At 69.4% G+C, this 18,817-nt stretch carries 19 protein-coding genes and 5 pseudogenes; 14 read left to right on the forward strand and 10 right to left on the reverse strand.

The genetic code is table 11. The features are described from left to right. Window positions 1-15: 15 nt before the first annotated feature. The 3 genes and pseudogenes from ACIBBD_RS29210 to ACIBBD_RS29220 all read right to left on the reverse strand — a co-directional run bounded on the left by ACIBBD_RS29210 (window position 16) and on the right by ACIBBD_RS29220 (window position 1,980). Window positions 16-1,068 (reverse strand): annotated as a pseudogene (locus ACIBBD_RS29210) (IS5 family transposase). After that, window positions 960-1,361 carry a transposase gene (locus ACIBBD_RS29215; RefSeq protein WP_399422544.1) on the reverse strand — a complete coding sequence of 134 codons (402 nt, stop codon included), beginning with the start codon at window positions 1,359-1,361 and terminating at the stop codon, window positions 960-962. The pseudogene ACIBBD_RS29210 and the gene ACIBBD_RS29215 overlap by 109 nt, the downstream one beginning before the upstream one ends. Window positions 1,362-1,545: 184 nt before the next feature. Then, window positions 1,546-1,980 (reverse strand): Rrf2 family transcriptional regulator, encoded by a 435-nt coding sequence (locus ACIBBD_RS29220; protein ID WP_033325690.1) that lies wholly within the window; start codon window positions 1,978-1,980, stop codon window positions 1,546-1,548. A gap of 123 nt (window positions 1,981-2,103) precedes the next feature. Here ACIBBD_RS29220 and ACIBBD_RS29225 point away from each other — a divergent pair, with 123 nt between their 5' ends. From ACIBBD_RS29225 to ACIBBD_RS29240, 4 genes and pseudogenes are all read left to right on the forward strand, one after another. Further along, on the forward strand, window positions 2,104-2,853 hold the full coding sequence (locus ACIBBD_RS29225; protein ID WP_086741804.1) for an SDR family NAD(P)-dependent oxidoreductase: 750 nt from the start codon (window positions 2,104-2,106) through the stop codon (window positions 2,851-2,853). A gap of 336 nt (window positions 2,854-3,189) precedes the next feature. Next, window positions 3,190-3,288 (forward strand): annotated as a pseudogene (locus tag ACIBBD_RS29230) (transposase); the annotation flags it as partial. A 207-nt stretch (window positions 3,289-3,495) separates the two neighbouring features. Further along, window positions 3,496-4,326, forward strand: coding sequence for an aminoglycoside 6-adenylyltransferase (locus ACIBBD_RS29235; RefSeq protein ID WP_399422545.1), 831 nt, complete (start codon window positions 3,496-3,498; stop codon window positions 4,324-4,326). Window positions 4,327-4,412: 86 nt separating this feature from the next. Continuing rightward, window positions 4,413-4,935: pseudogene (locus ACIBBD_RS29240) on the forward strand (IS5 family transposase); the annotation flags it as partial. Window positions 4,936-5,180: 245 nt separating this feature from the next. On the opposite strand, the gene ACIBBD_RS29245 reads toward ACIBBD_RS29240, so the two are convergent. Together ACIBBD_RS29245 and ACIBBD_RS29250 are read right to left on the reverse strand one after the other, a co-directional pair. Then, a complete protein-coding gene (locus ACIBBD_RS29245; protein ID WP_399422546.1) occupies window positions 5,181-5,687 on the reverse strand; it encodes a DUF6624 domain-containing protein in 507 nt (168 codons plus the stop codon). A gap of 123 nt (window positions 5,688-5,810) precedes the next feature. After that, a pseudogene (locus tag ACIBBD_RS29250) lies at window positions 5,811-6,276 on the reverse strand (transposase); the annotation flags it as partial. 227 nt (window positions 6,277-6,503) lie between these two features. On the opposite strand from ACIBBD_RS29250, the gene ACIBBD_RS29255 reads away from it, so the two are divergent. The 5 genes from ACIBBD_RS29255 to ACIBBD_RS29275 are packed head-to-tail and all read left to right on the forward strand — an operon-like array spanning window position 6,504 to window position 11,651. Next, the gene (locus ACIBBD_RS29255) at window positions 6,504-8,084 is read left to right on the forward strand and encodes an ABC transporter substrate-binding protein (protein ID WP_399422547.1); all 1,581 of its coding nucleotides are present in this window, start codon (window positions 6,504-6,506) and stop codon (window positions 8,082-8,084) included. Window positions 8,085-8,107: 23 nt separating this feature from the next. After that, window positions 8,108-9,076 (forward strand): ABC transporter permease, encoded by a 969-nt coding sequence (locus tag ACIBBD_RS29260; RefSeq protein WP_399422548.1) that lies wholly within the window; start codon window positions 8,108-8,110, stop codon window positions 9,074-9,076. Further along, window positions 9,066-9,947 (forward strand): ABC transporter permease, encoded by an 882-nt coding sequence (locus tag ACIBBD_RS29265; protein WP_399422549.1) that lies wholly within the window; start codon window positions 9,066-9,068, stop codon window positions 9,945-9,947. Before ACIBBD_RS29260 ends, ACIBBD_RS29265 begins: the two co-directional genes overlap by 11 nt. After that, window positions 9,944-10,921, forward strand: coding sequence for an ABC transporter ATP-binding protein (locus ACIBBD_RS29270; protein ID WP_399422550.1), 978 nt, complete (start codon window positions 9,944-9,946; stop codon window positions 10,919-10,921). The genes ACIBBD_RS29265 and ACIBBD_RS29270 overlap by 4 nt, the downstream gene beginning before the upstream one ends. Further along, window positions 10,914-11,651, forward strand: a complete 738-nt coding sequence (locus tag ACIBBD_RS29275) for an ABC transporter ATP-binding protein (RefSeq protein WP_399422551.1) — start codon at window positions 10,914-10,916, stop codon at window positions 11,649-11,651. Before ACIBBD_RS29270 ends, ACIBBD_RS29275 begins: the two co-directional genes overlap by 8 nt. Window positions 11,652-11,693: 42 nt before the next feature. Here the strand turns inward: ACIBBD_RS29275 and ACIBBD_RS29280 are convergent. Then, window positions 11,694-11,828 (reverse strand): annotated as a pseudogene (locus tag ACIBBD_RS29280) (Fe-Mn family superoxide dismutase); the annotation flags it as partial. A gap of 460 nt (window positions 11,829-12,288) precedes the next feature. Here ACIBBD_RS29280 and ACIBBD_RS29285 point away from each other — a divergent pair. After that, window positions 12,289-13,068, forward strand: coding sequence for a hypothetical protein (locus tag ACIBBD_RS29285; RefSeq protein WP_399422594.1), 780 nt, complete (start codon window positions 12,289-12,291; stop codon window positions 13,066-13,068). 36 nt (window positions 13,069-13,104) lie between these two features. On the opposite strand, the gene ACIBBD_RS29290 is transcribed toward ACIBBD_RS29285, so the two are convergent. The 4 genes from ACIBBD_RS29290 to ACIBBD_RS29305 form a co-directional block, all read right to left on the reverse strand. Beyond that, window positions 13,105-13,587 (reverse strand): hypothetical protein, encoded by a 483-nt coding sequence (locus ACIBBD_RS29290; protein WP_399422552.1) that lies wholly within the window; start codon window positions 13,585-13,587, stop codon window positions 13,105-13,107. A gap of 11 nt (window positions 13,588-13,598) precedes the next feature. After that, complete coding sequence (locus ACIBBD_RS29295) at window positions 13,599-14,318, reverse strand: DUF6152 family protein (RefSeq protein ID WP_399422553.1); 720 nt, start codon at window positions 14,316-14,318, stop codon at window positions 13,599-13,601. A gap of 304 nt (window positions 14,319-14,622) precedes the next feature. Further along, entirely contained in the window at window positions 14,623-14,832 is a 210-nt protein-coding gene (locus tag ACIBBD_RS29300; protein WP_399422554.1) for a hypothetical protein, read from the reverse strand. A gap of 20 nt (window positions 14,833-14,852) precedes the next feature. Continuing rightward, entirely contained in the window at window positions 14,853-15,746 is an 894-nt protein-coding gene (locus ACIBBD_RS29305; RefSeq protein WP_399422555.1) for a helix-turn-helix transcriptional regulator, read from the reverse strand. Window positions 15,747-15,968: 222 nt separating this feature from the next. On the opposite strand from ACIBBD_RS29305, the gene ACIBBD_RS29310 reads away from it, so the two are divergent. From ACIBBD_RS29310 to ACIBBD_RS29325, 4 genes are all read left to right on the forward strand, one after another. Further along, window positions 15,969-16,985, forward strand: a complete 1,017-nt coding sequence (locus tag ACIBBD_RS29310) for a zinc-dependent alcohol dehydrogenase family protein (RefSeq protein ID WP_399422556.1) — start codon at window positions 15,969-15,971, stop codon at window positions 16,983-16,985. A gap of 29 nt (window positions 16,986-17,014) precedes the next feature. Then, window positions 17,015-17,425: a cupin domain-containing protein gene (locus ACIBBD_RS29315; protein WP_399422557.1), complete on the forward strand. Its 411-nt coding sequence runs from the start codon at window positions 17,015-17,017 to the stop codon at window positions 17,423-17,425. 149 nt (window positions 17,426-17,574) lie between these two features. Further along, window positions 17,575-18,282 carry an SDR family NAD(P)-dependent oxidoreductase gene (locus ACIBBD_RS29320; protein WP_399422558.1) on the forward strand — a complete coding sequence of 236 codons (708 nt, stop codon included), beginning with the start codon at window positions 17,575-17,577 and terminating at the stop codon, window positions 18,280-18,282. Then, a complete protein-coding gene (locus tag ACIBBD_RS29325) occupies window positions 18,255-18,797 on the forward strand; it encodes a cyclophilin-like fold protein (RefSeq protein ID WP_399422559.1) in 543 nt (180 codons plus the stop codon). The genes ACIBBD_RS29320 and ACIBBD_RS29325 overlap by 28 nt, the downstream gene beginning before the upstream one ends. Window positions 18,798-18,817: the final 20 nt, after the last annotated feature.

Consider the following 18,817-nt stretch of genomic DNA (forward strand, 5'->3'; position numbering starts at 1 on the left):
TCCGTTTCATTGGGCTCAGCTGTCGCGCCAGTTCGGGATGGCTTCATCGGTGAGGCGGCGGGTCATGAGGTTGATGGCGGCGAGCTGAATCATTGCGGCTGAGCGGGGGGGGTGGGTTTCATAGTCGTGCGCCAGGCGACGGTGGTGCATGAGCCGGCCGAGGGTGCGTTCGATGACCCAGCGGCGGGGTTGGACGTGAAAACCGCGGACGGTGGGGTCGCGCTGGACGATTTCCAGGTCGATGTCCATCTGGGCGGCGTGTTCGACGGCTTTGGTCTTGCAGCCGTTGTCGGCCCGGCTTTGGTGACCGTGGGGCGGCGTTCGGCCACCTCGGTCAGGAGTTGGGTGCCGGCGGTGACGTCGTGGACGCTGGCGGCGGTGACGGCAACGGCCAGAAGCAGACCGAGCGTGTAGGTGACGATGTGCCGCTTGCGTCCGATGATCTTCTTGGCCGGGTCGAGGCCTTGGCTGGTCAGGGGAACGGCCGCGGGAGGTCCTGATGCTCTGGCTGTCGATCAGGCAGGCGGTGGGTTCGCTGGTGCGGCCTTCGGCTTGGCGGACTTTGCCGCGTAACAGGCCGGTGAGCTGGTCGAAGATGCCGTCGGCTTCCCAGCGGGCGAAGTAGCCGTAGACGGTCTGGTGGGGTGGGAAGTCGTGGGGGAGGTAGCGCCAGGGTATGCCGGTGCGGTCGACGTAGAGGATGGCTTTGCCCAGGCCCTTGATGTTCGGGGCGCCCTTGCGGGAGATGACCGGCAGGATCCGCCGCTTGCGCACCTCCCGGCGGGCGGGGTTGGAGTCGTAGCCCTTGTCACCGAGGAGCGAGTCGGGGCGGCGGCGTGGCCGCCCGGGCCGTCCGGCCACGGGCGGGATGCCATCGACCAGGGCGAGGGTCTGGGTGACGTCGTTGACGTTGGCCGCGGTGGTGCTGACCTTGAGCGGGGTGCCGCGTCCGTCGCAGATCAGGTGGTGTTTGCTGCCCGTCTTGCGGCGGTCGACCGGCGACGGACCGGTGTCGGCGCCCCCTTTTTCGCGCGGATGTGGGAGCCGTCCACGCGCGCGCGGGACCAGTCGAGTTCGCCGGCCGCGTTCAGCTCGGCGAGCAGGATGCGGTGCAGTTGGTCGAAGACTCCGGCCTGCTGCCAGCGGTCCAGGCGCCGCCAGCAGGTCTGTCCCGAGCCGAATCCCAGCTCCAGCGGCAGGAGTTGCCAGGCTATGTCGTTGTAGAGGACGTACAGGATGCCCTGCGTACACAGCCGGTCCGGTACCGGCCGTGGGCCCGGCGACTTCTCTGGCCAGGGCGGCAGCAGCGGCTCGATCAGCGCCCACAAGTCGTCGTCCACGATCCATGGCCGGGTGCTCACATCCTCCCGAACGGCGGAATCGTCACATCGGTCACGCCGGACCAGGGCACTACAACGTGATCAAGTTACGAGCTCGTAGGACACGGTCTGATACCGCAACGGTCTTCGGCGTGACTGGTTGCCAGGCTGTTCGCCGGCCGGGCATGGATGGGGGTCTTGGTGATGTCAGGGCGTAACGGGGAGGCTAGCGAGGTGCCGCGAGTACGTCCCGGAGTACGTTCGCGAGCGTGACGCGGGCCAGCTCGTGTCTCAGGGTCTCCTCGATGCCCTCGTAGATGCTCTGCATCGCCGGCTGGATGCCGTGACCCACCACGCATCCCTGGTCCGGGGTGGTGCGGTGCATTGCGAACAGCGGGCCGGGTTCCACTGCCTCGTACACGTCGAGCAGGGTCATCGACTCCAGCTCGCGTGCCAGCGACCAGCCCGCGCCCACGCCCCGCCGGGACTCCACGAGCCCGGCCCTGCGCAGCTCGCCGAGCAGCCGTCTGATCACCACTGGGTTGGTGTTCGCGCTGGTCGCGATCTGCTCGGAGGTGGCGACCTCATGGCCCTGGCGCTGGTAGAGGCCGATCCAGGCCAGCGCGTGGGCGGCGATGGTCAGCCTGCTGTTGGCGCTCATGGACTCCTCCTCTCGGCCGCAACGCTTCATGTTACGGCAATCGTAACAGTGAAGGTTGCAACAGTCTGTCGTAACAATTAATGTTGCGACTGCCGGGAAGGGTCAATCAACGAGGTGAGAAGAATGAGCAAGCCACTCACGGGCAAAGTCGCCTTGGTCACCGGGGGGTCGCGCGGACTGGGAGCCGCGACCGTGCGACTGCTGGCCGAGCAGGGCGCCGACGTCGCCTTCACCTACGTCAGCTCCGAGAAACAGGCGCAGGCCGTCGTCGACGAGGTGCACGGCAAGGGAGCCAAGGCCGTCGCCTTCCAGTCCGACCAGGCGGACACGAGCCGGGCGCCGGCGCTGATCGACGACGTGGTCGCGCACTTCGGCGGCCTGGACATCCTCGTCAACAACGCGGCGATCTCCGTGGCTGGCACGGTGGACGACCCGGATGCCGACACCGCCGCACTGGACCGGATGCACGCCACCAACTACCTCGGCGTGATCGCCGTCATCCGGGCCGCCTCCCGAGTGCTGCGCGCGGGCGGCCGCATCATCACAGTGAGTTCCGGACTGGGCTCCCGGGTCGGCGCCCCCGGCCTCGCCGACTACTCGGCGACCAAGTCCGGGATCGAGAGGTACACCATGGGCGTCGCACGCGACCTCGGGCCCCGGAACATCACGGCCAACGTCGTGGAGGCCGGACTGATGGAGGGCGGCATGCAACCGCCGGACCCCGAGACCCTCAAGGCCCTGGTCAGCTCGCTGTCCCTGCAACGCATGGGGCACCCCGACGAAATCGCCGCGGCGATCGCCTTCCTGGCGAGCCCCGCCGCGTCGTACGTCACGGGCGCAGTGCTGGACGCCCACGGCGGCTACAACGCCTGAACCCGAACCCCTGCCGCGCGCTCCGAAGGACATCGCGCCTTCGGGGCGCGCACCGCCAACGACCCGCGTGTGCGTGGACACGCCTCAAGAAGCCCGGATTGTGATCGTGTTACGAGCTCTATAGGAGTCGGGAGCTCTTGCAAGGAAACCGGCGCATCATCGCTCTGCAGATTCACACATAAGCCATGTTCCCGGCAGCTTTTCAGGCTTATGCCCGCACTTGGTCGCTCAAAATCAGCACGGACCTCCTGATATACCAACCAAACACTCACCCAAGAGATCGTCTCAACTGGCGTGTCCGTTGGGTTGAGTGCCGTGATGGCAATGTTGGAGCGTCGCCGGTATGGGGACCGGCAGGTGCTGGCAGCCATCGTGTTCGTGGCCATGACAGGCTGTACATGGCGGCAGCTGCCGCCGGGCTTCGGCCCGTCCGGGCCGCAAAGCTGAGCATTTCCTGGCCCTCGCCGGTATCGCGGCCACCCTGATCTGCTGCCGCCGACACAGCGGCTGCCCCGTCCCCTATGATCTCGATCATGGGCAACTTCTCCTGAGCGGGCCGCAACGGTCCACAGACATCCGCCCGGCAGGTGCCGGGCCCCGTCAGCGTGCCCGCACGCTCACCTCAGGAGACACAACCACACCATGTCCGTTCACTCTGCCCGTTCCGCCCTGGACGACCGCATCGCACGCCTGCGACAGCTCGCCCACGCCGACACCCGGCTGGAGGGCGTACTGCTCTACGGCTCGTGGACCGTGGGCGAGGCCGATGCCCATTCCGACATCGAGGCATACCTCTACATCCAGGACGACCGCCTCGCCGACTTCGACGGCCCAGCCTTCCTGGCACAGCTCGCGCCGCTCCAGCTCGCCTACACAAACATGTACGGCATCCTCGCCGTCGTCTTCGACGACCTGATGCGCGGCGAGTTCCACCTCACCCCGGCCGGTCCCGGCATCGACGAAGTCCCCACCTGGCAAGGGATGGTGCACTTGCCCCGACCCGACAACGCCATCCTGCTCGACCGAACCGGCCGACTCACCCGGGCCGCCCGACAGCTGGCCACCTTCCGTCCACCCGAGCCGGAGACCACCGCCCAGCAGCTCACCAACGAGCTGACCAACTGGACGCTCATGCTCGCCCACGTCCTGGCCCGCGGCGAGATCGCCCGCGCCCACGCCCTGTTGCACACCGTCATCGCCCCCCAACAACTCCAGCTCTGCCGCCTGTTGCGCGACAGCACGGCCCACTGGCTCACCCCCAGCCGCGCGCTCGAAAAGGACCTGCCTTCCACCGACCGCCACCGCTACGCCTCCACCACGGCCGCCGCCCGCGACCAGGACGTGCGCACGGCAGCGCGCAACAGCTGGCGCTGGAGCCGGGACCTGGCAGCCGAGGCAGCCGATCGCTGGACCACCCACCTGCCGCGCGAACTTCACGAACAGATCAGCAAACTCCTCAACGACCCTCGCTGACCACCTTCGGCAGGGAGGCCACCGGCCCAGCCAGTGGCCTCCGCCTGGCGCCCCCAGCCCAGCGCAACGCCAACTGTTAGCATCTCTCACTGATCCCCCGCGCCCACCAGCACGCCGCCGCCACCGGCCGAAAAGGGGGATCCGCCGGCCGGACGAACCGGACGATCACGCCCTCGGCCGATCCCGAGGCGGGCTGACCACCAAGATCCACCTCGCCTGCGGCGGCAAGGGCCGCCCCCTCGCGATCCTCGTGACGCGCCGGGCCAACGCCATGACAGCGTCTGCGCACACCCTCTCCCGGAACGGATCCGTGTGCCTCGCACCGGCCTGGGCCGACCGCGCTGCCGGCCGGACCATGTCATTGCAGATAAGGCCTACAGTTCCCGCGGCTTCCGCGCCTACCCAGAGAGGACCGACCAGCGACGGCACCGGCACAATCGCGGTCACCGCGGCGGGCGGCCGCCTGCACTCAACCGGGAGACCTATCGCCGCCGCAACGTCATTGAGCGCTGCTTCAACCGGCTCAAAGGGTTCCGCGGCATCGCCACCAGATCCGAGAAGACCGCCACCTCCTACGAAGCAGCGGTCACCCTCGCATCGTTCCTGCTCCGGGCAGAATCCGTTCGAAGACGGACCCTAGTGCTCACGCCTCAGTCCTCTCGTCCGGTGTCGGCGCCCCGGTGGTGCTCTCCTGCTCGCGCGTCGGCTGGGCATTAGCGCTGGGGCCGCGGGTGCGGATCTTGTGGTGAAGGAAAGGCCCCGGCGACGGCCACGCCGGTGAGGGCGGCGCCGATCATGCCTGTGGCAGGCGAGCCCTGGCGGTGATCTGCAGCACGCGACTGGGAAACAGCGCGTCAGGCCAGGGAGAACTTGGCAACGTACTCGTCGAAGGGCTCGATGCCGACCTCTGCACGGAGTTCGTTCATGCGCTCGGGCTCTTCACAAGGCCACGGAATCGGTGCCCCGTCCTTCACGCCGGCGATTTGAGTGCCGTAGAGCTGCTTGCGGCCCTCATTGACCAGCGTGCGGTCGCGCAGGAAGGCCAGCTCGCGCGGGCTGGCCAAGCCTGCTGACACCGCCTGCTGCATCAGGTGGAGGGCGCGCCGCTGAATATCGAGCTGCCGGTCGGCGTGCTGGGCGATCAGCCATGCTGCGCGTGCGGCCTCCTCACCGACCAGTTCTGCCGTCGGCCAGCCCCAGTCGTCCATGATCTCGCCCAGCCGGTCACCGTGCCGGGCGGTCAGCCGCCGCCAGGCCAGCTGCTCGGCAGGGTCATCGCTGTTCGCGCGAACTGCGGACTGATGGTCGGCCGCAGCCATGTCCGCGAGCTCCACGGCCAGCGCGGCAATGTCGTGCGTCACTCTCAACTCCCAGATCAGATGAGCGTGTTGTGCCCGTCGCGCCCGAGCCTAAAGGCGCACATCAGGCGTAAAGATCATTCTGGAGAACGGTGACAAACACTTCCCCGCACGGGGATAATGGATCTACCCCCGAAGCCAGAGCCGGATCGCTACGACAGTCACAGTGCCCTGGAAGACATGGGCACGCTTGTCGAACCTCGTGGCTACGGCCCGGAAGTTCTTGAGGGCGTTGATCGTCCGCTCGACTTCATTCCTTCGCTTGTAGACCGCCCTGTCCAAACCGGTGGGCCTCCCGCCGCGACTGCCGCGGCGCTTCGGTTGGCCCGCTGATTGCCCGGTTCGGGGACGGTGTGTTTGGTTTGCCGTCGGCGCAGGCAGCGGCGGTTACGGCGCGAGGAGTACGCCCTGTCACCGCCGAGATGGTCCGGTCGGATGCGAGGGCACCCGCCACCGAGGCGACCCACGCGGATACGCTCCATGACGGAAATGAGCTGCGGGGCACCGCCCCACGCGGACGGCGCCCGCACTCTCCGGCGAGATGAATCTTGCAGGTGAGACCGCCCCGGGATCGTCCGAGCCCCCTCGTCGGGACGGCGCTGCCGCTCGAGTCCCGCCTACCGTAGGTGATCTCGGCCCGAAGGCGCTCACGTCGTCAGATACCACCGACCCGGCGAGTGGCGTGCCCCGGCCCTACTAGGTATGCGGCGAACCGGCCACCGAGTGATGCGAGCGGCGGACTGCCCTCCGGCTCACCGAGCAGCCCTTATTGCGACTAACATGCAACCGCTTTACTTCTTCAATAAGGGTGTGAGGTCCATGACGGTCCGACGGATACGGACAGCTGCCACTGCGGCGATACTCACTGGTGTCGCCGCCTGCTCGGCCCCCGGCAACACGGGCAGCGGTGATGCGGCCGACTCCGTCGTGATCGGGGTCGCCTCCGAGCCGGACACGCTCAGTCCGCTGCTCGGCTACGGCAAGGACGGCAACTCGAAGATCTTCGACGGTCTGCTCGCCCGGGACACCGACCTGAAGCTGAGACCGGCGCTGGCGAAGGCGCTGCCCCAGGTCAGCGACGGCGGCCTCACCTACACCTACATCCTGCGCGACGGCGTGAAGTTCAGCGACGGCGAACCGCTCACCTCCGCCGACGTGGTCTTCACGTACAAGACGATCCTCGACGCGAAGACCAACAACACCTCCCGCAGCGAGCTGGACGTCATCGAGGAGGTACGGGCGGACGGTGAGGACAAGGTCGTCTTCACCTTGAAGTACCCCTACGCCCCCTTCGCCGGGCGCACGGTGCTGCCGATCGTGCCTGAGCACGTCGCAGGCAGGCAGGACCCCAACACCGGCGCCTTCAACACCGAGCCGGTCGGCACCGGCCCGTACGTCCTCGCCGGCTGGAGCAAGGGCGAGAAGCTCACCTTCAAGGCCAACCCCACCTATTGGGGCGGCGCGCCGAAGGTGAAGAAGGTGACCATGGCGATCATCGAGGACGACGACGTGCGCGCCACCCGGCTGCGCTCCGGCGACCTCGACGGCGCGGTGCTCCCGCCCAACCTCGCCGCCACCTTCAAGAACGACAAGGGGAAGAAGACGTACGACACGAAGACGTACGACTTCCGCACCGTCACCCTCCCCACGGCGAACAAGGTCACGGGCGATCGCGCCGTCCGACAGGCCCTGGACGCCGCCGTGGACCGCCAGACCATGGTGGACAAGATCCTCGACGGCGCAGGCCACCCGGCATACGGACCGTTGCCCGTCGACGACCCCTGGTTCGCCGAGGGCATCGAACGCAAGCAGGACCTCGCCAAGGCCAAGCGGATCCTCGACCAGGCGGGCTGGAAGACCGGCGACGGCGGCATCCGCGCCAAGGACGGACAGCGGGCGTCCTTCACCCTCCTCTACCCCTCGGGCGACAAAGTTCGCCAGGACCACGCACTCGCCTACGCCTCCGACGCCAAGAAGGCCGGCATCGAGGTGAAGGCGGAGAGCGCCACCTGGGAGGTCATCGAGCCGCGGATGAACAACACCGCGGTCCTCGCCGGCTTCGGCAGCAACGGCGACCCCGACTTCGGTCTCTACACACTGTTGCACTCCTCCCTCGCCGGCGACGGCTTCAACAACATGGCCCGTTACGACGACGCAGTCGTGGACAAGGCGCTCGACACCGGCCGTCGCAGCTCGCACGCGGCGACCCGGAAGGCCGCCTATGAGGAACTCCAGCGCGAGCTGGTAAAAAACCCCGGATACACCTTCCTCACCCACATCAACCACGTCTACGTCCTGGCCGACCGCTGGGACGGGCTGACCACGCAGGTCGAGCCGCACGAGCACGGCTTTGCCAGCGGTCCGTGGTGGAACCTCGAAACCTGGCAGCCGAAAAAGTGACGCTTTCCTTGCCCTGGGGCGCGATGGCACGCCTGGCGGGGCGGCGGCTGCTGTTCGCGGCCCCCGTCCTCCTCGTCGTCACCTTCGGCGTCTTCGCCATCGCCGCCGCTTCCCCTTTCGACCCCGTCAAGGCGTACGCCGGTACGGCCGCGCTCGGCGCCGACGCGCAGACGCTGGAGCGGCTGCGGGACAACCTCGGCGTGGACCAGCCGTTCACTACACGCTGGTGGAACTGGCTGACCTCCGCGCTCGGCGGCGACCTCGGCCAGTCCAGCGTGATGCGACAGCCGGTCGCCCAGGTCATCGGCGAACGCCTCGTGTGGTCCGCGCTGTTGTGCGCGGTCGCGTTCGCGGTGGCCGTGCTGACCGGCACGGTGCTCGGAGTACTGGCGGCCCGCCGTCCCGGATCCGTGCTCGACCGGATCGTCACCGCCCTCGCCTACGCCCTGGAGTCGGCACCCGTCTTCTGGATCGCCCTGCTCGTGATCTGGTTGTTCGCCCTCCAGTGGGGTGTGCTCCCGGCGGGCGGTCTCACCGACACCGCGAGCGAGCAGATCACGCCGGGGCAGGTCGCGAGCCACCTCGTACTGCCGGCCGGGGTGCTCGCCGTCTCCCAACTCCCGTGGTTCACCTTGTACGTCCGCCAGGGTGTCGGCGACGCCCTCGCGGAGGACCCCGTACGCGGCGCCCGTGCAAGAGGGCTGAGCGAACGCACCGTCCTGCTCGGCCACGCTCTGCGCTCCGGACTGCTGCCGGTCCTGACCTTGGTCGGCTCCCGCGTGCCCGAACTCATCACCGGTGCCCTGCTGGTGGAAAGCGTCTTCAGCTGGCCCGGCATCGCGGCGGCCACCGTGGAAGCGGCCACCGCCGTCGACTTCCCGCTGCTCGCCGCGCTGACCACGCTGGCCACCGCCGCCGTACTCATCGGCAACCTGCTCGCCGACCTGCTCTACGGCCTGTTCGACCCGAGGGTGAAGTTCAGTGACATGTGAACCTACGGCCGAGACCGCCTGGCGGTCCTACGGCACCAACCGCCGCTCCACCCGGGCGGTACGCGTGCGCGTCTCGGCCACGCTGATGACCGCGACGGTCCTGGCCGTCCTCCTCGTACCGCCGTTGGTGCAGCTCGACCAGCAGGCCGTCGACCTGGGCGCGAAGCTGCTGCCGCCGAGCTCGTCCCATCCCTTCGGCACCGACGACCTCGGCCGCGACCTGCTCCTGCGCTGCGTCTACGGCCTGCGCGTCTCCCTGCTGGTCGGAGTGACGGCGGCGCTCACGGCGACCGTGATCGGCACGGCCGTCGGGGCGACCGCCGGAGCCCTGGGCGGCTGGGTCGACCGGGGCGTCATGCGGGTGGTCGACACGTTCTCTTCCGTACCCCATCTGCTGCTCGGCATCTTCATCGTCGCCATGTTCCGGCCCGGCGTCTGGCCGGTGGTGGTATCGGTCGCCCTCACCCACTGGCTGTCCACCGCTCGGATAGTCCGCGCGGAGGTGCTCTCCCTGCGCTCCCGGCCGTACATCGACGCCGCCGTCTCCGGGGGTGCGTCCCGTTGGCGGGTGGCGGTACGGCATCTGCTGCCGGCCGTGCTGCCGCAGGCCGCACTGGCCGCCGTGCTGATGGTGCCGCACGCCATGTGGCATGAGTCGGCCCTGTCCTTCCTCGGGCTCGGCCTGCCCACCCACACGGCCAGCCTCGGCACCCTCATCCAGGGAGCCCGGGGATCGCTGCTCGCCGGGCAGTGGTGGCCCACCCTCTTTCCCGGTCTGTTCATCATCGTCCCCACCCTCGCCATCGCCGGTCTCGCCGGAGCCTGGCGGGAGCGGATCAACCCCCGCCGCCGATCGGAGCTGATGCTGTGACCGAGCGACCCCCCGTCCTTTCGGTCCGCGGGCTGTCTGTGCGCTTCCTCATGCCCGGCGGCCGCCGGATCGCCGCCGTCACCGACGCACACTTCGACGTGGCGGCCGGCGAGTGTCTCGCCCTGATCGGCGAAAGCGGCTGCGGCAAGTCGGTCCTCGCCTCCGCTCTCCTGGGCCTGCTCCCCGCCAACGCCCAGACCACGGGCGAGGCCCGCCTGGGCGACCTGAAGCTGATCGCCGCCGACGAACGCACCCTCGCCCGCACGGTAAGGGGCCGACTGATCGGGCTCATCCCGCAAAGCCCCGCAGCCCATCTCACACCGGTGCGCACGGTCCGCTCCCAACTGGAGGAAACGGTCGCCGCGTTGACCGCCGTCCGGGGGCGTGCCGCCGTCCGGGCCGCAGCCGAGGCAGCGGCTGAACGCGCCGCGTTCCCCACGGACCACCTCGACCGCCATCCGCACGAGCTCTCCGGCGGACTCGCCCAACGCGCCGCGACCGCCCTCGCCCTCCTCGGCGACGCGCCCCTGCTGCTGGCCGACGAACCGACCACCGGGCTTGACCGCGACCTGGTGGACCACACGGTCGACGAACTACGGCGCCACGCCGACGGCCACGACGGCGGTCCGGGACGGGCCCTGCTGGTGATCACCCACGACCTCGCTGCCGCCCAACGCATCGCCGACCGGATCGCTGTGATGTACGCGGGACGCATCGTCGAACTCACCGACTCGGATACGTTTTTCGGCACGCCAGGCCCCCGCCACCCGTACAGCCGCGGCCTCCTCAACGCCCTCCCCGACCGCGCCTTCACCCCGATCCCCGGCATGCCGCCCGAACTCGGTGACCTCCCCGACGGCTGCGCCTTCGTCCCGCGCTGCGAGCGGGCCACCGACGCCTGCACCGCGCTCCCCCCGACGACCAGCGGCCTCGCCTGCCACCACCCGCACGTACCGAAGGACATCCGTGCTTGAACTGCACGACATCACCGCCGGATACGACAGGAGGACTCCCGTCGTCCGCAACGCCACCGTGACCGTCGCACCCGGCGAGGCCGTCGGCCTCCTCGGCCCCAGCGGCTGCGGCAAATCCACCCTCGCCCGCGTCGCGGCCCTGCTGCACCGCCCCGACGCCGGAACCTTGATGCTCGACGGCGAGCCCGTACGGCGCTGGCGCCACCGCGCCCCGCGCGCACTGCGCACCGCCGTCGGCGTCGTCTTCCAACAGCCTCGCCTCTCCGCCGACCCCCGGCTGCGGCTCACCGACCTGATCGCCGAACCCGCGCGCGCGGGCGGTCGCCGCGACGAGATTCCCGAACGCGTCGCCGAACTGTCCGCAGCTGTCGGCCTCACCCCTGACCTGCTGGACCGTCGCCCCCACGAGGTGAGCGACGGCCAGCTCCAACGCGCCTGCCTCGCCCGCGCACTCGTACTACGCCCACGCTGGCTGATCTGCGACGAGATGACCGCGATGCTGGACGCGTCCACCACCGCCGCGCTGGTGGCCGCCGTCGAGGACTACCGCGCCGCCACCGGCGCCGGCCTGCTCGCCGTGGGTCACGACCAGGTGCTCCTGGACCGCTGGTGCGACCGCACGCTCCACTGGGACGACGTCACCGGCCACACCCCGCCGACACCGGGACGGCTCCCGCAGGCACCTGGCCTGCGGGAGCCGTCCGTTGTGCCGCCTGCCGGTGAACGGTGAGAAGACGATCACACGGCAGGACGCCGGGGGTGCTCTACGCCGTCACGGAGCGAGCAACAGGCTGTCGCCACGCTCCCTGGCGGCGGCGCAGCGCCTGGTCACGTCTGCCAGTTGACGACGGCCCACATCGCTGAAGTCGACCTTCTGGTTCTTGCACTGCAGGTGGAAGGCGTGCTCCCTCGGAGGACAACGACCGCTTCGGCGGCCACGTCCTGCTCGCCGACACGGTCAAGGACGGCAAGGCGGACCTCACGGTCGTAAGCCCGGGCGAGGACGGGGCGACGGCGCGGTCTGGTTCTTCAAGGACCTGACGAACTGTTCGGAGTTCGGCCCGTCCGCCACCGGCGTCTCCACCTCGGGCGCCCCGGCGTTCGGCACGACCCTGGGCAGCTGAGCCCTCTTTCCTGCCCCACCTGTCCGCACCTCCGACAAGGGTCGAGAGCTGTGCTGGTGGGCGGGGTACGCAGTGCCACGGTACGAGGGCGTGCGGGAGGTGGCTGATCATCGACCCGGCCGTCGGGACGTGCCCGTCCGGCCCTTGACGGGGTGCCGCTTCGACGGAGGATGAGGGAAGAGAGCGGGTCTGCGTGGTGAAGTGCGGGCCTCACAACTCCGACAGCAGGGAGCGCTTCTTCCGATGACCACACAGCCCGCACGTCCTGAACGCAGCGGTCCCGAGACCGCCTCGGTCATGGATTCCTCGCCGTTCAAGCCTTCTCTCGTCAAAGCGGTGTTCAGGGACGTGACCTCGATGCACGTCTCTCGGTCGGCCGCGTGGGCCGCCGCGTCGGTGACGCGGACAGTGCTGACGGCAATCATCGACGGCGCGAGGAGAGCGGCGGCGGCGGAGGCCCGGAAGAAGCTGATTCCCCGGGACCTTCTCTCGGCGATCGACCGGAACGTCGAGCTCGAGGTGGGACACAAGTGGTACGACCACAGCCCGACGTTTCAAGGCCTGACCGGTGTCCTGTACGACGCCGAGGGTGTCATCGTGCCTTCTCGTAAGCGCAGCAGGTCGCGCAAACCGAGTGCGGTGGTCGGCGCCCACAGGTTCGAGGCGGGGGTCCGGAAGCTGCTGCGGAGCCAGAGGGCCACGGCCGTCCCAGCGATGGTCCGTGACCTGGACGGAATCGCGAGCGTGTTCCTGACGGACCTCGCCCGGGACGCGGCCATGGTCGTCCGCGAGGGCGGGGTCAGACGTTTCGGTACGGTCACCCCTGTGATGTCGGACGAACCGGCTCCGCCCCCGTCTCTCGCGGATTCCCTCCGGGCCCCGTCCACCCGCAGGGGGGACGGGCGGACCATCGGCAGGGATGACATCCTGGCCGCTACCACGATGCAGTTGTTCGGCGGCCACCTCAGGCAGCGAGCCCTCACCGAAGCACGCGAGGCGACACAGACCACTTCGGCCGGCTGAGCGGGTGCGACCAACATCGTCCGGCCCAGGTGGTGTTCAGGTGTAGGCCAGGAGTCTCCCCGCGATCGTGGCACCTGACCACGAGGTGAGGGAGACGACCGCGGCGAGGCGGGCCGCGACAGGTGTCGGCTGGTCCGTATCCCAGTCGGCGACGCTGCGGTAGGCCCGCCGGTGGAAGATCAGGATGTTCAGACCGGCGAGCAGGATGAGGCCGAGCTTCCACGGAGCACTGCCACGGTCGGCGACGAGGCTCGCCCCGGGCAGGAACATGGCCACGCCGGTGGCTGCCGCGATCACGAAGCCGAGGTGGGACAGGCGGAGAAGGTAGTTGGCTGCGGTCGTCACCCGCAGCGCCCGTCGGCCGAGCCCGAGCAGCCGGAGGTCGAAGGCTGCGGCTGGGCCGACAAGGAGGGCGATGCCGATGATGTGGACGCTTTCGAGCATCGGATACAGGTAGGCCGTGCCGCGGACGGCCTCGGCGAACCAGGTGTCCTCCAGCCAGGAGAAGACGTTGTCCATGACGAGCACCATCACGTTCGGCGCGAGTGGGCTCGCAGGTAGAAGACCCCGCCCGCGATGGCGGCGACCAGTACGGCACCGACTGCGGCCCACACCGCAGTCGGTGACGTGTCCTCGGATTCCGCTGAGGCCGACGGCGAATCCTGGTCGGCGTCAGCGGACGGTGCGTCGCCCTGCGGGTACGGGACCGGCAGCGGCGTTGCCGGGAGTTCCTCGTTGAGGACCTGGTTGACGGGCTTCCCGTCTCCGACCCAGAACACGACCGGACGGAACTCGTCGTCGTGGCTCTTGCCGACGTAGCCGACGGCTTCGATCCGTTCGCCGTCGTTGAGCTTGCGGTCGAGGCCCCACATCGACGTGAAGCTTGGCGGCGCGATGGTGACCGCCAGCTCGTCGTGAGGACCGCTGTAGGACGGTGCGGCGTTGATCGGGTCGCTGTCGGCGGCGTCCCGCAGTCCATCAGGCAGATCGCGCTCGGGCGTATCGGCGGGGAGGCCGTCTTCGACGGTCACGGTGAAGTAGGAGTGCGGCTCGCCCCAGCGGACCTGCGAAACGGTACCGGCTATGTAGTGGAGGCGGTCGGTGTCGAAGTCGTCGAACCCATGATGCGCCTGCGCGGCCCCCGCCGAGACCAGAAGGAGCATCGTCGCGGAGAGCAGGGACGCTGTCGCCAGCCTGGCGCGACGGATGCTGGTGCGAGCCAGCGGTGCCGAAGTCGTGATGAAGCGCATGCCGAGTCGGTCCTTCCAGACGCCTTGGGGTGTTCGGCGCCCAGCGAAGCTCTTCTCGCGAAGGAGAGGGAGTCCCTGTCAAGGGAGGTACTGACAGAGCATCCTTCAGCGGGGTCTTCGACGCGGGCTTCGGATACGGGCCTTGAGCCGATACTGCTCGGCGGCGCGGGTGCGCATCCCGGTCTGAGCGCGGCGTCCGGCCGGCTCGGTCGGCTCCCATGATGGCGATCAATTACGCAGCGGGCAGCGGTGACAGGTTCGGCGTCGGGGACTACAACACGCAGGAAGTGCCCGACGAGCTGCGCTACGCCCAGGAGAACGTCGGCCCGATCCCGAAGAAGGACAGCAAGCGCATCCTGGTGACCGCTCCGCCGGCGGTCTCGGCCAGCTCACCGCCGCCCACCGCCTCACACGCGGGCACAGCGTCGTCGCCCACGCGCGCAACGGCCGGCGCGCGGCGGACGTACAGCGGGACCTCCCGGGGTATCTGTGCGCCGACAGTGCCGAACCCCATGGGGTTGGACGCTGACGCGGTCAGCTGGTCGCAGATCGCTCCGAGTCTGGGTCGGCTTCCTGGGTGGCGGCCCAGGTGGCGAGCAGACGCAGTCCTTCTTCGGAGGGTGAGCCGGGCTCGGCGGTGTAGATGGTGAGGGTGAGGCCGGGTGCGGCGGCCATCTCCAGGCCCTCGAAAGCAAGGGAGAGGTCGCCGACGGCGTGGTGGTGGAAGTGCTTGGTGCCGGTGCCGTGGTGGCGGACGTTGTGCGTACCCCACCGGGTGCGGAAGACGTCGCTGCGGGTGCACAGCTCCCCGACGAGATCGTGCAGGTCCTTGTCGTGGGGGTTGCGGCCGGCTTCCGCACGCACAATGGCGACGGTGATGTCGGCGAAGGCGTCCCAGTCCGGGTAGAAGCGGCGGGATGCGGGGTCGAGGAAGGTGAAGCGGGCCAGGTTCTGCTGGTTGTCGGGGGTGGCGTAGACGTCGGTGTAGAAGGCGTGGAAGAGCCGGTTGGCGGCGAGGATGTCCATCCGGCCGTTGCGGACGAACGCCGGTCCGGCGGTGATCGCGTCCAGGGTCCATTGCAGGCTGCGGTGGGGTGTCCACTGCCGGGTGGTGGTACGGCGGCGGGGGCGGGTGAGGGCGTCGGAGCCGTCGGCGACCTGGGCCAGGTTCAGCAGGTGGGCGCGTTCGGCGTCATCGAGCTGCAGGGCGCGGGCGAGGGCTTCGAGGACGGCCGGGGAGACTCCGGCGAGGTTGCCGCGCTCCAGTTTGGAGTAGTACTCGACGCTCATGTCGGCGAGCGCCGCGACCTCGCTGCGGCGCAGGCCAGGCACACGGCGGCGGGATCCGGAGGGCAGCCCTGCCTGGTCGGGGGTGATTTTCGCGCGCCGCGAGGTGAGGAACTCGCGGACCTCCTCACGGTTGTCCATGCCTTCGACGGTACGTCCCGCACGCGGCGATAGGGATGTACTGCCGGTACACCCCTTGTCAGTGACTCGCTACGCGCGGGAAGAGCGAGTTACCTGAAATACGTGGTGCTTCTCCTTCCGGCCCCGAGGGCGGTGAAGGCGGGGTTCCGCACCCGGCTCGGGCGGTCCGCCACCCGTGCTCCGGGTCCGCACCCTCTACCCGGTACGCAAAAGGAACCTCTCATGCGCGGCGCAGTGATTCACGCTCCCGGCGACATCCGCTTCGAGATTCTGGAGGACCCGAAGATCATCGAGCCGACCGATGCGATCATCCGCACGGCCGTGACGTGCGTGTGCGGCTCGGACCTCTGGCCGTATCGGGGTGCGGAGCCCACCGACGCGGCGCATCCGATGGGTCACGAGTACGTCGGTTTCGTGGAGGAGGTCGGGCCGGAGGTGACCGCAGTGAAGCCGGGCCAGTTCGTCGTCGGCTCGTTCGCGACCTCGGACAACACCTGTGCGAACTGCCGCAACGGGTTCCAGTCGAGCTGTCTGAACCGCGAGTTCATGTCCACCTGCCAGGCCGACTACGTCCGCATCCCCAACGCCCAGGGGACGCTGGTCGCCACCGACGGCGTGCCGGACGAGCGGTTCTGGCCCGGTTTGCTGGCCGTCTCGGACGTGATGGGCACCGGCTGGTGGGCCGCGGAGGCCGCCGAGGTCAAGCCTGGCTCAACCGTCGTGGTCGTCGGTGACGGTGCGGTCGGCCTGTGCGCGGTGATCGCCGCCAGGGAACTGGGAGCGGAGCGGATCATCGCCATGTCCCGCCACGAGCCCCGGCAGAGGCTCGCCCGCGAGTTCGGCGCGACCGACATCGTCACCGAGCGCGGTGAGGAGGGGGTGGCCCGGATCAAGGAGATGACCGGCGGGATCGGCGCGGACAGTGTGCTGGAGTGCGTCGGCACCGCCCAGTCCATGAGCCAGGCCCTCCACTCGGCCCGCCCCGGTGGCAACGTCGGCTTCGTCGGCGTCCCGCACGAGGTCGCGATCGACGGACAGGAGCTGTTCTTCTCCCACGTCGGCGTGCGCGGCGGCCCCGCCCCCGTACGCCGCTACCTGCCCGACCTCATCGACCGCGTCCTGACCGGCGCGATCGAACCGGGCAAGGTCTTCGACCTCACCCTCCCCCTTGACCAGGTCGCCGATGGCTACAGGGCCATGGACGAGCGCCGCGCCATCAAGACCCTCCTCACCCCCTGACCCGCCCCGCACTCGCACGAGGAGCAACCGTGCAGATCACTCGCAGCTCGATCGACACCGCCAAAGGTCCGGCCGGCTGGTTCACCGGCGACGTCTACATCGATGCCGTCGCCGCGGCACCCGCCCCGTCCCGGGTCACCGCGTCCCTGGTGCACTTCATGCCCGGTGCCCGCACCCACTGGCACCGCCATCCGCTGGGCCAGACCGTCTTCGTCACGGAAGGGATCGGACTGTGCCAGCGCCGGGGCGGACCGGTGGAAGTCATCCGGCCCGGCGACCGCGTCCTGTTCGAGGCCGACGAGGAGCACTGGCACGGTGCCGCGCCGAACCGGCTGATGGTCCACCTGGCCATCAACGAGAGTGACGACGACCACGACGTCGTGCACTGGCTGAACCCCGTCACCGACGAGGAGTACGCCACAGCCCCGGCCACCGGCTGAACCCGAGCACCCTGGTTCAGGTCGCCGACGGCTGCACGGCCATGGACGAACGCCGCGCCGTCAAGACTCCCCGTGCACCACACCGCTCTTCCCTCGGGCGGTCCTGATACGTACGGCCCGCCGCGCCCACGTTATGGAGGAGAACCACCGTGACCACCTTCGCCCTCGTCGGCGCCGGCCCCGGCCTGGGGCTCGCGGCCGCCCGTCGCTTCGGCGCCGCCGGCCACCGCGTCGCCCTCCTCTCGCGCAGCGCCCAGCACCAGGACAACCTCGCAGCCGAACTGGCGAGGGAGAACATCCACGCCCGCGGCTTCACTGCCGACGTCCTCGACCCCGCCTCCCTCACCGAGGCCCTGCGCGAAGCCGGGGACACGCTGGGGCCCATCGAGATCCTGCAGTTCAGCCCGGTGCCCCGCGGCGACTTCATGAAGCCGGTCCTGGACACCACCGCGGCCGACCTGGACGATCCGCTGGCCTTCTCCGTCAAGGGGCCGCTCACCTGCGTGAACGCGGTCCTGTCCGGCATGCGGGAGCTCGGCCGGGGCACGCTGCTGTTCGTCAACGGCGGCAGCGCGGTGCGCCCGCACCCCGACCGGGCCGGCACCTCGATCGCGTTCGCCGCCGAGAGTGCCTACGCGGCGATGCTCCACACCGCGCTCGCCCCGGAGAACATCCACGCCGCGCAGCTCATCGTGCCCGGGGCGATCAGCCCCGACTCCGCGCATTCCAGCCCCGAGGCGCTGGCCGAGCGGCTGTACGGCCTGCACACCGAACGCAAGGGCTTCCGCCACTACGCCGAGCCCCTGCCCGACCCGCAGGACGACGCCCCATGGCCTTCTCCCTTCGCCGGGCCCTGACCGCCACGGCCACCACCGGCGTGCTGCTGCTGGCCGCGACCGCCTGCTCCGACGGCTCACCCGCCGAGCAGCCCCCCTCCACCACCACGTCATCGTCCGCCCCGGCGTCCGGGCAGCCGCAGACTTCGGCGTCAGCGAGCCCGTCCGCATCAGACAGGAGCACTCCGATGGACATCCGCGTCACCATCGACGGCCGGCCCGTCGACGCGACCCTGAACGACAGTCCCGCCGCCCGAGACCTGGCCTCCCTGCTCCCCCTCACCCTGGACCTGGAGGACTTCGACGGAACCGAGCGGGTCGCCGACCCGCCGAGGAAGCTGACCACCGAGGACGCCCCCGAACCACAAGCACCGAAGACCGGGGACCTCACCTACTACGCCCCGTGGGGCAACCTCGCCATCTTCTACAAGGACGGCCCCTCCGCCTCCTCCGACCTGCTGATCCTCGGCCACATCGACGCCGACGCCGACCGGCTGTCCGGGGCCGACCTGATCACCATCGAGGCTGCCTCCTGACCTCGCCCACCACCCTCCTC

Origin of the sequence: Streptomyces sp. NPDC051315 (assembly GCF_044455165.1) — a bacterium.
Classification (GTDB): Bacteria; Actinomycetota; Actinomycetes; order Streptomycetales; family Streptomycetaceae; genus Streptomyces.

Excerpts from the sequence above, each read along its gene's own strand:
- ACIBBD_RS29235 (WP_399422545.1), top strand. The coding sequence starts at position 3,496 with ATGTCCGTTCACTCTGCCCGTTCCGCCCTGGACGACCGCATCGCACGC.
- ACIBBD_RS29260 (WP_399422548.1), top strand. The coding sequence starts at position 8,108 with ATGGCACGCCTGGCGGGGCGGCGGCTGCTGTTCGCGGCCCCCGTCCTC.
- ACIBBD_RS29220 (WP_033325690.1), bottom strand. The coding sequence starts at position 1,980 with ATGAGCGCCAACAGCAGGCTGACCATCGCCGCCCACGCGCTGGCCTGG.
- ACIBBD_RS29285 (WP_399422594.1), top strand. The coding sequence starts at position 12,289 with ATGACCACACAGCCCGCACGTCCTGAACGCAGCGGTCCCGAGACCGCC.
- ACIBBD_RS29290 (WP_399422552.1), bottom strand. The coding sequence starts at position 13,587 with ATGGACAACGTCTTCTCCTGGCTGGAGGACACCTGGTTCGCCGAGGCC.
- ACIBBD_RS29255 (WP_399422547.1), top strand. The coding sequence starts at position 6,504 with ATGACGGTCCGACGGATACGGACAGCTGCCACTGCGGCGATACTCACT.
- ACIBBD_RS29300 (WP_399422554.1), bottom strand. The coding sequence starts at position 14,832 with ATGGGGTTCGGCACTGTCGGCGCACAGATACCCCGGGAGGTCCCGCTG.
- ACIBBD_RS29295 (WP_399422553.1), bottom strand. The coding sequence starts at position 14,318 with ATGCGCTTCATCACGACTTCGGCACCGCTGGCTCGCACCAGCATCCGT.
- ACIBBD_RS29305 (WP_399422555.1), bottom strand. The coding sequence starts at position 15,746 with ATGGACAACCGTGAGGAGGTCCGCGAGTTCCTCACCTCGCGGCGCGCG.
- ACIBBD_RS29225 (WP_086741804.1), top strand. The coding sequence starts at position 2,104 with ATGAGCAAGCCACTCACGGGCAAAGTCGCCTTGGTCACCGGGGGGTCG.
- ACIBBD_RS29325 (WP_399422559.1), top strand. The coding sequence starts at position 18,255 with ATGGCCTTCTCCCTTCGCCGGGCCCTGACCGCCACGGCCACCACCGGC.
- ACIBBD_RS29310 (WP_399422556.1), top strand. The coding sequence starts at position 15,969 with ATGCGCGGCGCAGTGATTCACGCTCCCGGCGACATCCGCTTCGAGATT.